Origin of the sequence: Salipiger sp. CCB-MM3 (genome assembly GCF_001687105.1) — a bacterium.
Lineage (GTDB): Bacteria > Pseudomonadota > Alphaproteobacteria > Rhodobacterales > Rhodobacteraceae > Salipiger.
This window is the reverse complement of the sequence record NZ_CP014596.1, coordinates 756,579-771,334: the sequence shown is the minus strand read 5'-3', so window position 1 is coordinate 771,334 and position 14,756 is coordinate 756,579. Positions and strand designations below refer to the sequence as shown.

The window sequence follows — 14,756 nt, the reverse complement described above, 5'->3', positions numbered from 1 at the left end:
CGGGCTTCTTCTCTTCACAAATACGCATGTCCGCAGGCAGCCAAGCCGCGCCGCGCCGGAGGTCAGGCATCCGCATGGGCCACCTCCATGTCATGCGCGCCGCCCATCATCAGGCCGATCTTTTCGATATCGAGCTCGGCGACCGCGCGGGAGGGCGAGAGCCGCCCCTCGTTGAGCGCCGCGAAACGGTCTGAGACTTCCATAAGCTCGTCGAGGTCCTGGCTGATCACGATGATCGCCGCACCCTTGGCGGCGAGGTCAAGCAGCGCCTGCCGGATCGCCGCGGCGGCGGCGGCATCGACGCCCCATGTGGGCTGGTTGACCACGAAGACTTCGGGGTTCTGGGCGATCTCGCGCCCAACGACGAATTTCTGCAGGTTGCCGCCCGAGAGCGCCCGCGCGGCCGTGCCCGGCCCCGGCGTGCGCACGTCGAAGCGCTCGATCACCTCTTCGGCAAAGACTTTGGCGCGTTTCCAGTCGATGAGCCCGCGCTGCACCAGCGACTCGCGCCGCGCGGCGGTGAGCACGGCGTTTTCGGTCAGGCTCATATTGGGCGCGGCGGCATGGCCGAGGCGTTCTTCTGGGCCCGAAAGCAGCCCCGCGTCGCGGCGGCCGATGGGGCCGGTGCGGCTGATATCCTCGCCCTTGAAAAAGATCGTGCCCGCAGGCGCCAGCCGCTCACCCGAGAGCGCCATCAGCAGCTCATCCTGACCGTTGCCCGCGACCCCGCCGATGCCCAGCACCTCGCCGGCGCGCACCTCCAGCGAGACCTCGCGCAGCGGTGTGCCGAAAGCGCCGGGGGCGGGCAGCGACAGACCCTTGGTGCTGAGCAGCACCTCGCCCTTCGCGCCGCCACGCGCCGCGGGCGTGTCGAAGCTTGCGCCGACCATCAACTCGGCCATCTGCCGGGCGGTGACGTCGCGCGGCACGATGGTGGCCACGTTGCGGCCGCGCCGCAGGATCGAGGCGGTGTCACAAAGCGCGCGGATTTCCTCGAGCTTGTGCGAGATATAAAGGATCGAGGTGCCCTCCGAGCGCAGCTTGTTCAGCGTCTCGAAGAGGATCTCCACCTCCTGCGGGGTGAGCACCGAGGTCGGCTCGTCCATGATCAGCAGACGCGGGTTCTGCAGCAGGCAGCGGATGATCTCGACCCGCTGCCGTTCGCCCGCCGACAGCGTGCCGACGGTGCGCGTGGGATCGAGCGGCAGGCCGTAGGTTTCCGACACCTCGCGGATCTGCCGCGCCAGATCGCGGGGCTTCGGCGGGTTCTCCATGCCGAGCGCCACGTTCTCGGCCACGTCCAGCGCTTCGAAGAGCGAGAAATGCTGGAACACCATGGCAACGCCCGCGCGCCGCGCGTCCGAGGGTTTGCCCGGCGCATAGGCGGCGCCATCCATCAGCATCTCGCCGCTGTCGGGCTTCACCAGCCCGAAGATCATCTTCACCAGCGTCGATTTGCCCGCGCCGTTCTCGCCGAGCAGCGCGTGGATCTCGCCCTTGTCGATGTCGAAAGAGACATCGTCATTGGCCACGACACCGGGATAGGCCTTGGTCAGGCCCCGGATGCTGAGAAGTGTGTCCTGCACGCCGTCCCCTCCCCCTTTTTTTGCCCCAATAGCTGTCCGGCCACGCCGATGGCAATCGCCTGCGGGTGTCGTCCGTAGATTTTTTGACCAATTGGACAAGTTATGCGCGCGATTTGCGCATCGCCATGTCCAAGCGCCTGCAGCCGCTTGCGAAACCGCGCCCATTTCGTCTCGGAGCCAATCAGCCCGGCGAAGCCGAAATCATGGCTGAGCAGCGCGTGGCAGAGCGCGAGGTCAAGCTCGTGGCTGTAGGTGAGGATGAGATGATCGGCCTCCTTGGGCGCATGCGGCACCGTCAGCGCCGGATCGGCGGCGGGCAGCACGGTGACGCCCTGAGGCACCTCGTCCGGAAAGCGCTCGGGGCCGGTGTCGACCCAGGTGATCGCCAGCTCGGGCAGCGGCGCCATCACGCCCACCATGGCGCGGCCCACATGGCCTGCGCCCCAGATCCACAGCTGCCGCGCCGGGCGGGCCAGCGGCTCGACCATCCAGCCCTGCACCAGTTGCGGCTCGGGCGGTTTGCCCTGCGCGCGGGCGCGGTCGATCAGCCGCTGCACGGCGAGCGGGCGCGTGCCTTCGCCGCGCGCGATGATCTCGGCGCCCTCCAGCGCCGCCAGCGCCGCCGCGTCGAACACCTCGGTCCAGAGCGTCACCGCGCCGCCGCAGCATTGCCCCAGCCCCGGGCCGAGCGGGTGGCGGCTGACGCCCGGCGCGCGCAGCGCCTGCTCTGCCGCCATAAGCTCCAGCGCGCCGCCGCCAATGGTGCCGCTCTGGCGCAGCGTGCCGCCGTCGTTCCAGACCAGCATGGCGCAGCCCACCTCGCGCGGGGCCGAGCCCGCCACTTCGGCGATCACCACGCGGGCGACCCGGCCATGCGCCGCAACCGCTGCGCGAAGGGCGTCGAGGTCAAAGCCCATTCTGCACGCTCCGCACCGCATCCAGCACCGCTTCGGGCGTCGCCGGGGCACGCAGGTCGGGATAGGCCTCGCCGCAGGCCGCGACCGCATCCGACAGCGCAAGGAAGGCCGAGATGCCCAGCATGAAGGGCGGTTCGCCCACCGCCTTGGAGCGATAGATGGTCTCTTCCACGTTGTGCCCATCCCAGAGCGCCACGTTGAACACATCGGGCCGGTCCGAGCAGGCGGGGATCTTGTAGGTCGAGGGCGCATGGGTGCGCAGCGCGCCCTTGCCGTCCCAGACCAATTCCTCGGTGGTGAGCCAGCCCGCGCCCTGCACATAGCCGCCTTCGATCTGGCCGATGTCCAGCGCCGGGTTCAGCGAGGCGCCGCAGTCGTGCAGGATGTCGGCGCGCAGGATACGGTACTCGCCAGTGAGCGTGTCCATGACAACCTCGGTCACCGCCGCGCCATAGGCGAAGTAGAAGAACGGCCGCCCCTGCCCGCGCACACGGTCCCAATCGACCTTGGGCGTCTTGTAATAGCCCGTGGACGAGAGCGAGACGCGGCCCTGATAGCACAGCACCGCCGCCTCTTCGAAGCTGAGGTCGGTGCCGCCCACATGCACCATGCCACCCTCGAAACGCACGTTTTCCGGCCGCTCCTGATGCAGTTCCGCCAGATGCGCGGCCATACGGTCGCGGATGGTGTCGCAGGCGGCCTTCACCGCCATGCCGTTGAGGTCCGAGCCCGAAGAGGCCGCGGTGGCCGAGGTGTTGGGCACCTTGCCGGTGTCGGTGGCGGTGATCTTCACCATCTCCAGCGGCACGCCGAAGCGTGCGGCGGCCACCTGCGCGACCTTCTGAAACAGCCCCTGCCCCATCTCGGTGCCGCCGTGGTTCAGCTGGATCGAGCCGTCCTGATAGACATGCACCAGCGCCCCGGCCTGATTGAGATGGGTGAGCGTGAAGGAGATGCCAAACTTCACCGGCGAGATGGCGATGCCCTTTTTCAGCAGCGGGCTGGCCTTGTTCCACTCGGCAATGGCGGCGCGGCGGGCGGCGTAATCGCTGCTCTGCTCCAGCTTCTCGGTCAGCGCGCCGAGGATGAAATCCTCGACCGGCTGGCCATAGTGGGTCTGCTGCGGGGCCTCGGGAGCCCGCGTCTTGTGCTGCGCGCCCTCGCCCGCATCGGCTCCGGCGAGCGCCCCGCGCGAGGCCAGATCATCGCTGTCGTCATGTGCCAGCGGCTCTGTCCCCGCGGGGACAGATTGCTCTGCTGTCCCCGCGGGGACGCTTTCCGACGCCGTCCCGGCGGGGACATCCTCCTCAGCCGTCCCCACGGGGACGAGGTCGGCGTAGTAGTTGCGGCGGCGCAGATCGAGCGGGTCCATCTTCAGGTAATGCGCCACATGGTCCATCACCCGCTCGATGCCGAACATGCCCTGCGGGCCGCCGAAGCCGCGATAGGCAGTGGCGCTTTGCATATTGGTCTTGAGCCGGTGGCTCTCGACCCGCATGGCCGGGATGTCATAGGCGTTGTCGGCGTGCAGCATGGCGCGGTCGGCCACGGCAAGCGACAGGTCCTGCGCCCATCCGCAGCGGGTGTACTGGGTGAAATCCACCGCCTGCAGACGCCCCTCTTCGTCGAAACCGACGGTATAATCGATCCGGAAGTCATGGCGCTTGCCGGTGATCATCATGTCGTCGTCGCGGTCGTAGCGCAGCTTGGCCGGACGCCCGGTTTCATGCGCCGCCACGGCGCAGGCGATGGCCAGCGCGTTGCCCTGACTTTCCTTGCCGCCAAAGCCGCCGCCCATGCGCCGGGTTTCGACCCGCACCGCGTGCATCGGCAGGTGCAGCGCATGGGCGACCTTGTGCTGAATCTCGGTGGGATGCTGGGTGGAGCTGGAGACCAGCAGATCACCGTTTTCCTGCGGCAGCGCCAGCGCCGCCTGCCCTTCGAGATAGAAATGCTCTTGCCCGCCCATCTCGAGCGAGCCGCTCAGCGTGATCGGCGCGGCCTCGAGCGCTTCGGCGGTGTCGCCCTTCTGCCAGAGGATCGGCCCCTGCTCGAAGCGGCTGTCCGCCGCCAGCGCCTGCTCGATGGTCAGGATCGGCTCGCGTTGGTCGTAGGTGATCTTGGCAAGCCGCGCCGCCTTGCGCGCCGCAAGATGGCTGGTGGCGGCCACAAGAAAGATCTGCTGCCCCAGATAATGGATGGTGCCGTCCGACAACAGCGGCTCGTCGTGCAGCGAGGCCGAGCAATCGCAGTCCGACGGCAGGTCCTTCGCCTCCCAGACCTTCACCACGCCGGGGGCGGCGCGGACGGCAGAGAGGTCGATGGAGGTGATCGTCCCGGCGGCGATGGTCGACAGACCAAACGCCAGATGCAGGCAGTCCGCCGGCAGCGGGATGTCGTCGATATAGCGGGCCTTGCCCGAGACATGCAGCGGCGCCGCGTCATGCGGCAGAGGTTTCGTCACGCTCATGCGGTCACCTCGCGCACGTCGGTCGCCGCGCCGAGATCGGCCAGCAGGTAGCGGGTCAGCATGTTGCGCGCGGCGTTGAGCCGGTATTCGGCGCTGGCGCGCATGTCGGACATTGGCTGGTAGTCCTGCGCCCAGGCTTCCCACGCGGCGATCACCGCATCGTCGCTCCACGGCTGGCCGATCAGCGCCGCCTCGACCTTTGAGGCGCGCTTGGGGATCCCCGCCATGCCGCCAAAGGCGATGCGCGCCTCGGTGATCACGCCCGCTTCGGTGCGGATCACGAAGGCACCGCAGGCCGCCGAGATGTCCTGATCGAAGCGTTTCGACAGTTTGTAGACGCGCAGCCGGTCGTCCTGCCGCGGAATGCTGACGGCCTCGACGAACTCGCCGGGCGCGCGATCCTGCTTGCCGTACTCGAGGAAGAACGCCTCGAGCGGCACCTCGCGCCGGACATCGCCCTTGCGCAGATGCAGCGTGGCGCCCAGCGCGATGAGCACCGGCGGGTTGTCCCCGATGGGCGAGCCATTGGCGATATTGCCGCCGATGGTCGCCGCCGCCCGCACCTGCGCCGAGCCATAACGGCGCAGCATCTCGGCGTAGCTGGGGAAATGCTCTTTCATCAGCACCAGCACGCGGTCCATGGTGACCCCGGCGCCGATGCGGATCGTATCGTCGCTGACCTCGATCTGCTGCAGATCGGCGCAGCGGTGCAGGAAGATCACCTGATCAAGCTCGCGCAGCTTCTTGGTGACCCAGAGGCCGACGTCGGTGGCGCCCGCCACCAGTGTGGCATCGGGGGTCTGTTCGTAGAGGCGCGCCAGCTCGTCCGCGCTCTCGGGGGCTGCCACTGCCGGAGGGGGGCCGTCTGCCCCCCGCTCGGCGGTGCCGAGCCCCCCCGAGGATATTTGCGCCAAGAGGAAGTCCCGGTCGGCCATCCAATCCGGCACGGGCGCGCTTTCGGCGGCCTCGGCGGCGCGGATGATCGGCGCGTAGCCGGTGCAGCGGCAGAGGTTGCCCGCCAGCGCGTCATCATGCCCGGTATCGCCGTTGAGATGGGCGGTGGCCATGGAAACCACGAAACCCGGCGTGCAGAAGCCGCATTGCGAGCCGTGGTGATCGACCATCGCCTGCTGCACCGGGTGCGGCGTGCCATCGGGGCCCGCGATGCCCTCGACCGTGCGCAGCGCCTTGCCGTCGAGCTGCGGCAGGAAGAGGATGCAGGCGTTGACCGCACGCGAGCCCTGCGCGTCGGTGACCATCACCGTGCAGGCGCCGCAGTCGCCTTCGTTGCAGCCTTCCTTGGTGCCGCGCAGCCCGCGTTCTTCGCGCAGCCAGTCGAGCGCCGTGCGCGTCGGGCAGACGTCGCGCAGCACGACCTTTTCCCCGTTCAGAAGAAAGGAGATGTCCATGTTGATGACCTGCCGCCTTACCATGATCACATCCCCGCTGCGCGCTCTCGATGCGGCGTAGAAAGCGCGCGGATTATTATCGCTTTGGACGTAAGGCTAGGCGCGGCGCTTCGCGCTTGGCAAGGAAAAACTGCCCGTTTCGCAGGCAACGCCGCGCAAAGCTGCGTTGAATTCCCCCAGAAATCACGGTGATTTGCCGTATTCGCGGGCACTTTGCATAAATTTAAGGCTATGCGTTGATCAGGGGCGCATCAGAAACTCTGTGAGAGTGCGGATCGCCGAGGTCATGCCGAGGATCGAGTTGTGATCGCCCTGCTCGAGAAGGTCCAGCTGTGCTTTGGGCAGGGCCTGCGCGAGTTCGCGGGCGTCGGCGGATGGCGCGGCGAAATCATGCCGCGCATGCAGCACCAGCGCAGGCTCGGTCCGCGCGTCCACCAAAGAGCGCCACGGGGTGTCGGGCCGGTGGGGTCCGCAAAGCTGGCTCACCCGGCGCTCGAAGGCCGCGAGGCAGCGCCCCGAGATGCCATATTGCGAGGCCCCGAGCCGCATCAGCTTCATCAGGTCCACCGGCGTCGAGATCAGCGCGAACCGTGGGCAGGAAAATCCTTCGGCCATGGCGAAGAGCAGCCCGCTGGCCGAAACGCAATGCGCCGCAACCGCGTCATAGGGGCCGTGGCTGTCGCCACATTGGTGGATCGCCCGGACAATCTCGACCAACCCGCAGCGCGTGCGGCCTTCGCGCAGATGGCCGGGCAGCACCAGCAGATCGACTTGCGCCCCGCTGCGGCGCAGGCTGGCCACCAGCCGGACGAACTGCCGCGCGTGCCCGTCATGGCCCGGCACGATCAGCACCCGCCGTGTCGCAGCAGCCTTACCCGACGCAGGGTAGCGCAGCACCGCCATGTCTTTCCCGAGCGGCAGCAGCCGCGCCTCACTGCGGGTCTTTTCGGGATCGAGATAGGATGGGGAACTCATGTAACGGCCAGCAAGGAACCGTCCGGTCAGCCCCGGAAGCAGCCGCGCGGCCAGCGCTAGCGCCTGACGTCTGCGCCCAGTCACCGGCACATCGGGCGCGACGGCGGACGCTGGCTGCGCCTGCGCGCCCTGCACCTCGTAACCTGCCATCGCGTTCTTCACCGTCACTCGTCACTCACTGGGTATCGCGTCAAATTGATTGCGCCAACAGCGGCAGTGTCGCAAATCATTTCGCCCGAAATGAGGCGGGAAGTTTGCGCAAATGTGGGGTTGCATAACCGATTTGAGGCAACGCCTCTGGGAGCGCCTTTGGCACCACCCGGTCAAAGTTCGGCGTCGCGGCCACGGCGGCTCTTTCGCGCGGCGCACGGGCGCAATACTCTGCCGTCATGAGCGATCCCCGATTCATCCACCTCCGCGTCCATACCGAATACTCCCTGCTTGAAGGGGCCGTGCGGCTGAAGAAGCTGCCGGGCCTCTGCGAGGCCATGGAAATGCCCGCCGTGGCGGTGACGGACACCAACAACCTCTTTTCGGCGCTGGAGTTTTCGGTGACCGCCAGCGGCGCTGGCGTGCAGCCGATCATCGGCTGTCAGGTCGATCTGCGCTATGTCGAGCCGGTTCCGGGTGAAAAGCCCAAGAGCCCCGCCCCCATCGTGCTGCTGGCGCAGAACGAGCGCGGCTACGAGAACCTGATGAAGCTCAACTCCTGCCTCTACCTGCGCGGCGACGGGCAGGAGGCGCATGTGACGCTGGAGGAGCTCGAGACCTATGGCGCGGGGCTGATCTGCCTTTCGGGTGGCCCCGACGGCCCCATTGGCCGTCACCTGCGCGAGAACCACCGCGCCGCGGCGCAGACGCTGCTGACCCGGCTGCATCAGATTTACGACGACCGGCTTTATGTGGAGTTGCAGCGCCACCCCGGAGAGAACGGCCTGCCGCCAGAGGAACGCATCGCCGAGCGCGGCCATGTGGAGATGGCCTATGAGATGGGCCTGCCGCTGGTCGCCACCAACGACGTCTATTTCCCCAAGGCCGAGATGTATGAGGCGCATGACGCGCTGATCTGTATTTCCGAGGGGGCCTATGTCGACCAGCAAGAGCCGCGCCGCCGCCTGACGTCGCAGCACTACCTCAAGAGCCCGCAGGAGATGGCGACGCTTTTCGCCGACCTGCCCGAGGCCATCGAGAACACCGTCGAGATCGCCAAGCGCTGCGCCTTCATGGCCTATCGCCGCGATCCGATCTTGCCGAAGTTCGCCGACGACGAGGTCGAGGAACTGCGGCGGCAGGCCAATGAGGGCCTGCAGGCGCGTCTGGCGGTGATCCCGCATGCGGTCTCGGTCGAGGAATACCAGAAGCGGCTCGACTTCGAGCTTGGCATCATCGAGGGCATGGGCTTTCCCGGCTACTTCCTGATCGTTGCCGACTTCATCAAATGGTCCAAGGACAACGACATTCCCATCGGTCCGGGCCGCGGCTCGGGCGCGGGCTCGCTGGTTGCCTATGCGCTGACCATCACCGACCTCGACCCGCTGCGCTACTCGCTGCTGTTCGAGCGCTTCCTCAACCCCGAACGTGTGTCGATGCCCGACTTCGACATCGACTTCTGCATGGACCGGCGCGAGGAAACGATCCGCTACGTGCAGGAGAAATACGGGCGCGACAAAGTGGGGCAGATCATCACCTTCGGCGCGCTGCTGTCCAAGGCCGCCGTGCGCGACGTGGGCCGGGTGCTGCAGATGCCCTATGGGCAGGTCGACCGGCTGTCGAAGATGATCCCCGTAGAGGGCGTCAAACCCGTCTCTATCGAGAAGGCGCTGCAGGATGAGCCGCGGCTGCGTGAAGAGGCCCGCAACGAAGAGGTCGTCGACCGGCTGCTGACCTATGGCCAGCAGGTCGAGGGGCTGCTGCGGAACGCCTCGACCCACGCCGCGGGCGTGGTGATCGGCGACCGGCCGCTGGATCAGCTGGTGCCGCTCTATCAGGATCCGCGCTCGGACATGCCTGCCACCCAGTTCAACATGAAATGGGTGGAACAGGCGGGTCTGGTGAAGTTCGACTTCCTTGGCCTCAAGACGCTGACGGTGATCCAAAACGCGGTGAACCTGATCCTGAAGTCGGGGCGCCCGATCCATGTCGCCGCCGATGGCGCAGAGCTTTACGATCCGCCCGAGGGCGCGGAAAACCAGATGAACCTCATCCCGCTGGATGACGAGAAGACTTACGAGCTCTACTCGGCGGCCAAGACGGTGGCGGTGTTCCAGGTGGAAAGCTCGGGCATGATGGATGCCCTCAAGCGCATGAAGCCCACCTGTATCGAGGACATCGTGGCGCTCGTGGCGCTCTACCGCCCCGGCCCGATGGAGAACATCCCGGTCTATTGCGAAGTCAAGAACGGGCTGCGCGAGATCACCTCGGTGCACCCTTCGATCGACCACATCCTTGCCGAGACGCAGGGCATCATCGTCTATCAGGAACAGGTGATGCAGATCGCGCAGGAGATGGCGGGCTACTCGCTCGGCGGCGCCGACCTGCTGCGCCGCGCCATGGGCAAGAAGATCAAGGAGGCGATGGACGCCGAGCGTCCGAAATTCGAGAAGGGCGCGGCTGAGAACGGCGTCGACAAGAAGAAGGCCACCGAGGTCTTCGACCTTCTGGAGAAATTCGCCAACTACGGTTTCAACAAATCGCACGCGGCGGCCTATGCGGTGGTGTCCTACCAGACCGCTTGGCTGAAGGCGAACCACCCGGTGGAGTTCATGGCAGGCGTCATGAACTGCGATATCCACCTCACCGACAAGCTCGCCGTCTATTTCGACGAGACGAAGAACGGGCTGAAGCTGCCCTATGTGCCGCCCTGCATCAACCGCTCGCAGGCGAGCTTCGACGTGGTCGAGGGCGAGCTGGTCTATGCGCTTGGCGCGCTGAAGAACGTCGGCCTTGATGCCATGCGGCTGGTGGTCGAGGGGCGCGGCGATACCCCCTTCACCACGCTCTTTGACGTGGCGCGGCGGGTCGATCTGAAGCGCGTCGGCAAGCGCCCGATGGAGATGATGGCGCGCGCCGGTGTCTTCGATCAGCTCGACAAGAACCGCCGCCGGGTGTTCGACAGTCTCGATGCGCTGGTCGCCTATTCTGCCGCGATCCACGAGCAGAAGGCGTCGGCGCAGGTCTCGCTGTTCGGCGAGGCCGGGGATGACCTGCCGGAGCCGCGGCTTTCGCCGGTGCCCGACTGGCTGCCCGCAGAGCGGCTGTCGGAAGAGTTCAAGGCCATCGGCTTTTACCTCTCGGGCCACCCTCTTGACGATTACATGCCCGCGCTGAAGCGGCGCGACGTGATGACCCTCGAGGAGGCGACCAACAAGGCGCGCGGCGGTCCGTGCATCGCCAAGCTGGCGGGCGTCGTCGCCGGGCGGCAGGAGCGCAAATCGGCCAAGGGCAACCGCTTTGCCTTTGCGCAGTTGTCGGATCCCACGGGCGCCTATGAGGTGACGCTGTTCTCTGAGACGCTGGAGAAGAGCCGCGAGTTTCTCGAGACCGGCTCGAAGGTGGTGATCACCGTCGAGGCCACGATGGAGAGCGACCAGCTCAAGCTGCTGGCGCGCTCGGTGGGGCCGGTCGAGCAGGTGGTTGCGGGCGCAGGGGCGACTGGGCTGAAGATCTGGATCGAGGGCGCGGGCGCAATCAACCAGATCGCTTCGGTGCTGAGCCGCGCCGCCGAACAGATGCCCAAGGCCGGGCGCGGGCCGATCCGGCTCTGCCTTGCCGACAACGGGCTGCCCGGCGAGGTCGAGATGGACCTGCAGCAGGACTTCCCGGTGACGCCCGAGATCAAGGGCGCGGTGAAATCACTGGGCGGGGTGCTGGCGGTCGAGGACTTCTGAGCCCCGGCCCTCGGCGCAGCGCCGCCGATTTTCCGCGCGGCACAAAGGGTTTGTAGATTTGGCCCCGGCCAAAGGTTAAACGAAGGTTAACGTTTGCGGCGCCGTGATGGCCTCCGAAACACCTTCGCCAGACCTCAGCCGGGAGATCCTCTTGCACCGCCCTGCCCTGACTTCACGCTTCGGAGGCCTTGGCTGCGGCCTTGCACTGGCGGCGCTGGCCGCCTGCAGCGAGACGCGCGACGTGCCGCGCCTGTCCGAGGTCGAGCTGGCCGAGGACGCTGGGGAGAGCGCCGCGCTGCCTTCGGAGGCCGAACTGACCGAAGACGGTGGATTTCTGGAAAGCACACAGACCCCCGCGCGCCGCGCGCAAACGGCGCCGCAGGGCGGGCTGCTTGGCTGGCTCGGCGGCAGGGCCAGCGCTGCAAAGGCGGGCAGCGGGCCGGATGCGCAGCAGGTGCCCTTTGGCACCGCCCTGCCCTACGGCGAGATCGCGCGGGTCTGCGGCGTGCCGGGCCGGCAGCTTGGCGTTCCGGTGGCGCAATACCCCGAGAACCGCCGCGGCTATGTGCTTTATGACAGCCGCCCCGGCACCACCGCGGCGCGGGCGCTTTATATCACCGGCTTCGACGATGGCTGCGCGCGGCAGGTGACCGGCGCGCTGGCGCTCTTTGGCGCGCCGCAGTTGCATGAAGAACTGCGCTATGGGCTGGCGGGACAGACGCTGCCGAGCGGGCCGGTGGAGGGTGCCTATGAGACGGTGAAGGCCGAGGTCTGCCGCGTCTCCAGCGGCAAGCCCTGTGGCCGCGCGATGACCCGGCTGGCGCGCGATACCGCCTTCCTCAGCGTCTATCCGACCTTCGGCAGCGCCTCATATGTGAACATGCTGCTGCACGATGGGCAGGTGGTCGCGCTCGAACGGCACTGAGCCGCGCGGTGTTCAGTCGTGCTTAGTAGTGCGGCGGCCTTTCGTCGCCGATGACCACGCCGCCGCCACCGTCGGTCTCGCGCTCGGCCTCGCGTTCGAGCAGCATCTGCACCCGATATTGCAGCAGGGCGATGTCCTTGTCCTGCCGCGCCACGGTCTCGGACAGATCATCCACCGCGCGCAGAAGATGCGCGATGCGTTCCTGCAGGCTTTCCAGTTCTTGCGACATGGCAGCGCCTCCTTCGGCAAATGGTGGCGGTTTCCTTTCGGCTGCAGATAGGCAGAGAGACCGGCGGAGTCCATGGGCGGGAGGGGCAAGTCACGAAGAGGAAGGGGGCGGCACTTTGCCCCTGTGTGCGGCCGCAAGGCCGAGCAGCTTCGCCCGCGCTTTCGTCATTGCCACGTGGTTTTCCGCACAGGCTTTGGCTGAATGGCCCCGTGTATCGCGGAAGCCTTCTTCGCTAGGCTCGGGACCCACTGATTGCGGCGAAGGGGCACGACTCACCGTACGAAAACAGAGCGGTGATATGTGTCAAATCTCTTCTGGCTGAGCGATGCGCAGATGGCGCGACTGGAGCCATACCACCCGAAGTCCCACAGCAAGCCGCGCGTCGATGATCGGCGTGTCCTGAGTGGGATTATCTTAATCAACTGCAATGGGTTGCGCTGGCGATATGCGCCTAAGGATTATGCCCCCAACAACACGCTCTACAACCGCTGGAACCGTTGGGGGGACAAAGGCATTTTCGCGAAGACGATGACAGGACTCGCTGCCGGACATCGCAAGAAGAAGACCGTGATTATTGACGTTACCCAACCGAAGGCTCACCGAACGTCATCCGGTCTGGGCGCCCAAAAAGGGGGTCGCGGCGACGTGATTACGGACCAAGGGCGGGATGAACACGAAGCTGCAGGCCCTATGAAACAGGCAGGGGCGCGTCCCCTCAACCTGTTCGTCACGGCAGGACAGCTGAGCGACTACGTTGGTGCGCGGGCGCTTTGCGACAGGCATCCAGATGTCGATTCGCTGCTCGGGGCTCACGGCTATGAAGCCGATTGGGGCCAAGGAGAGTCGCAAGACACAAGTCAAAGGGATACGCGCCTTCGCCGCGTGCGCAAGCAGCGCAAGCACCCCGATCAAATGTTATTGGGGCCGGTATTAGCGCAGCAACCGGATTGAGATCATGATCCGCAGGCTCAAGGACTGGAGACGCGTTGCGCCCCGCTATGCCGATGCCCGTAAGTTCTCATTTCGGCCATCGCGCTCGTGGCAACCCTCATCTACTTGTTACGAATCCTGACCCTGACAGGCCAGCACGTGGAACGCTTGCCAACTCGAACGAGCTCACTTAACTTTCTCTGATAAGGCTCATTTTAGCCATCTCCACAGATTTGACTACTGCAACTTATTTTTCAGGACCCCCGTCCCGGCGGCGGCATTGTATCAACCGGAGTTTTCATGCGTCTGAGACTTTTTACCGATCCTGAATACGCCTCCCCCGTAAACCAAATGCACTGCGCGATGCTCATCCCCTTCCTCGGCAAAGAGGAATCGGCGTTCTGGTCCGAGGGCACCAATGTGTTCGACGCCTATAAGGCAAACGGGCCGGGCTATTTCGAACTTGCCGACACGATGGACGACGCACAATTTGCCGTGCTGCCCAGCACATGGCACCGCTACCTTGCCGATGGCACCACCGAAGTTGCCCTGCAATTTGCCCAAAAGGCCGCCGATGCGGGCAAGCAGGTCATCGTCTTTCACGAGCGCGACTTCGACTACAAGTTTCCCGCGCCCAACGCGCTTTTGTTCACGCCGACGGTTGAAGGAAAGCGCCGCTCGAATGAGTTTGGCCTTCCCGCATGGGTTCCCGATCACATGAGCGGCCCCGCCCCTCTGCGCGAGAAGCAGCAGAGCCCGTCGATCGGCTTTTGTGGCCAAGTCACGCGGCCCCGCGTCAAAACACGGGCGATCCAGTTCGCGCGCACCTCGCTCCCGCGACTGTCCGAGCGCCGGATGAGCGGTTATTCGGCGCCTCTGCGCAAGAGTTACCGCTACAAGTTTCTGCGCGCCAAAGCCGTTCAGACGCTGCTCGACACGCCGGGGATCGACACGCAGTTCCTATTGCGCGGCGACTTCTTCGCCGGTGCGAACAAGAAAACCAGCGCAGACGCCAAGACCGAGGCGCGACAGAGTGCGCTGGAGGTCTTCCTCGGCAACCTGCGCGATTGCGACTACAGCCTCTGCGTTCGCGGCGTGGGCAATTACTCCCTGCGCTTTTACGAGATCATGGCAGCCGGGCGGCCGCCGCTCTTCTTCGATACCGGCTGCGTGCTGCCCTACGACGGGTTGATCGACTGGCACAAAGAACTGGTCTGGGTCCCTGAAGATCAGCACGACCGCGCGGGCGAGATCCTTCTGGCCCATCACCGCGGACTCAGCGACGAGGCTTTCGTCGATCAGCAGAAAAGGGTGCGCGAGGTCTGGGAGGAGTGGCTGTCGCCTGACGGGTTCTTCCGCAACTTCTACCGCCACTTTCAGCCCAACTGAGCCCCGACTGAGGACTACGTGGATGCGCATGGAGCCCCG

9 protein-coding genes and 1 pseudogene are annotated in these 14,756 nt (G+C 66.0%); 4 read left to right on the top strand and 6 right to left on the bottom strand.

Translation table 11 applies throughout. The annotated features are described in order from the left end of the window. Positions 1 to 62 precede the first annotated feature (62 nt). From AYJ57_RS17310 to AYJ57_RS17290, 5 genes are all read right to left on the bottom strand, one after another. A complete protein-coding gene (locus AYJ57_RS17310) occupies positions 63 to 1,586 on the bottom strand; it encodes an ABC transporter ATP-binding protein (RefSeq protein WP_066108865.1) in 1,524 nt (507 codons plus the stop codon). Then, complete coding sequence (xdhC, locus tag AYJ57_RS17305; protein WP_066108863.1) at positions 1,553 to 2,503, bottom strand: xanthine dehydrogenase accessory protein XdhC; 951 nt, start codon at positions 2,501 to 2,503, stop codon at positions 1,553 to 1,555. The genes AYJ57_RS17310 and xdhC overlap by 34 nt, the downstream gene beginning before the upstream one ends. Further along, the gene (locus AYJ57_RS17300) at positions 2,493 to 4,973 is read right to left on the bottom strand and encodes a xanthine dehydrogenase molybdopterin binding subunit (RefSeq protein ID WP_066108860.1); all 2,481 of its coding nucleotides are present in this window, start codon (positions 4,971 to 4,973) and stop codon (positions 2,493 to 2,495) included. Before AYJ57_RS17300 ends, xdhC begins: the two co-directional genes overlap by 11 nt. Beyond that, positions 4,970 to 6,382 (bottom strand): xanthine dehydrogenase small subunit, encoded by a 1,413-nt coding sequence (gene xdhA, locus AYJ57_RS17295; protein WP_066108858.1) that lies wholly within the window; start codon positions 6,380 to 6,382, stop codon positions 4,970 to 4,972. Before xdhA ends, AYJ57_RS17300 begins: the two co-directional genes overlap by 4 nt. 240 nt (positions 6,383 to 6,622) lie before the next feature. Next, positions 6,623 to 7,507, bottom strand: coding sequence for an alpha/beta hydrolase (locus AYJ57_RS17290; protein ID WP_066108856.1), 885 nt, complete (start codon positions 7,505 to 7,507; stop codon positions 6,623 to 6,625). Positions 7,508 to 7,746: 239 nt separating this feature from the next. On the opposite strand from AYJ57_RS17290, the gene dnaE reads away from it, so the two are divergent. Together dnaE and AYJ57_RS17280 are read left to right on the top strand one after the other, a co-directional pair. Further along, entirely contained in the window at positions 7,747 to 11,244 is a 3,498-nt protein-coding gene (gene dnaE, locus AYJ57_RS17285) for a DNA polymerase III subunit alpha (RefSeq protein ID WP_066108850.1), read from the top strand. A gap of 151 nt (positions 11,245 to 11,395) precedes the next feature. Further along, on the top strand, positions 11,396 to 12,169 hold the full coding sequence (locus tag AYJ57_RS17280) for a hypothetical protein (protein ID WP_066108848.1): 774 nt from the start codon (positions 11,396 to 11,398) through the stop codon (positions 12,167 to 12,169). 22 nt (positions 12,170 to 12,191) lie between these two features. Here AYJ57_RS17280 and AYJ57_RS17275 read toward each other — a convergent pair whose 3' ends face one another. Next, positions 12,192 to 12,398, bottom strand: coding sequence for a SlyX family protein (locus AYJ57_RS17275; RefSeq protein ID WP_193789530.1), 207 nt, complete (start codon positions 12,396 to 12,398; stop codon positions 12,192 to 12,194). A 300-nt stretch (positions 12,399 to 12,698) separates the two neighbouring features. On the opposite strand from AYJ57_RS17275, the pseudogene AYJ57_RS25550 reads away from it, so the two are divergent. Both AYJ57_RS25550 and AYJ57_RS17265 read left to right on the top strand, forming a co-directional pair. Then, positions 12,699 to 13,412 (top strand): annotated as a pseudogene (locus AYJ57_RS25550) (IS5 family transposase). A 216-nt stretch (positions 13,413 to 13,628) separates the two neighbouring features. Beyond that, positions 13,629 to 14,717 (top strand): hypothetical protein, encoded by a 1,089-nt coding sequence (locus tag AYJ57_RS17265; protein WP_157374225.1) that lies wholly within the window; start codon positions 13,629 to 13,631, stop codon positions 14,715 to 14,717. Positions 14,718 to 14,756 lie beyond the last annotated feature (39 nt).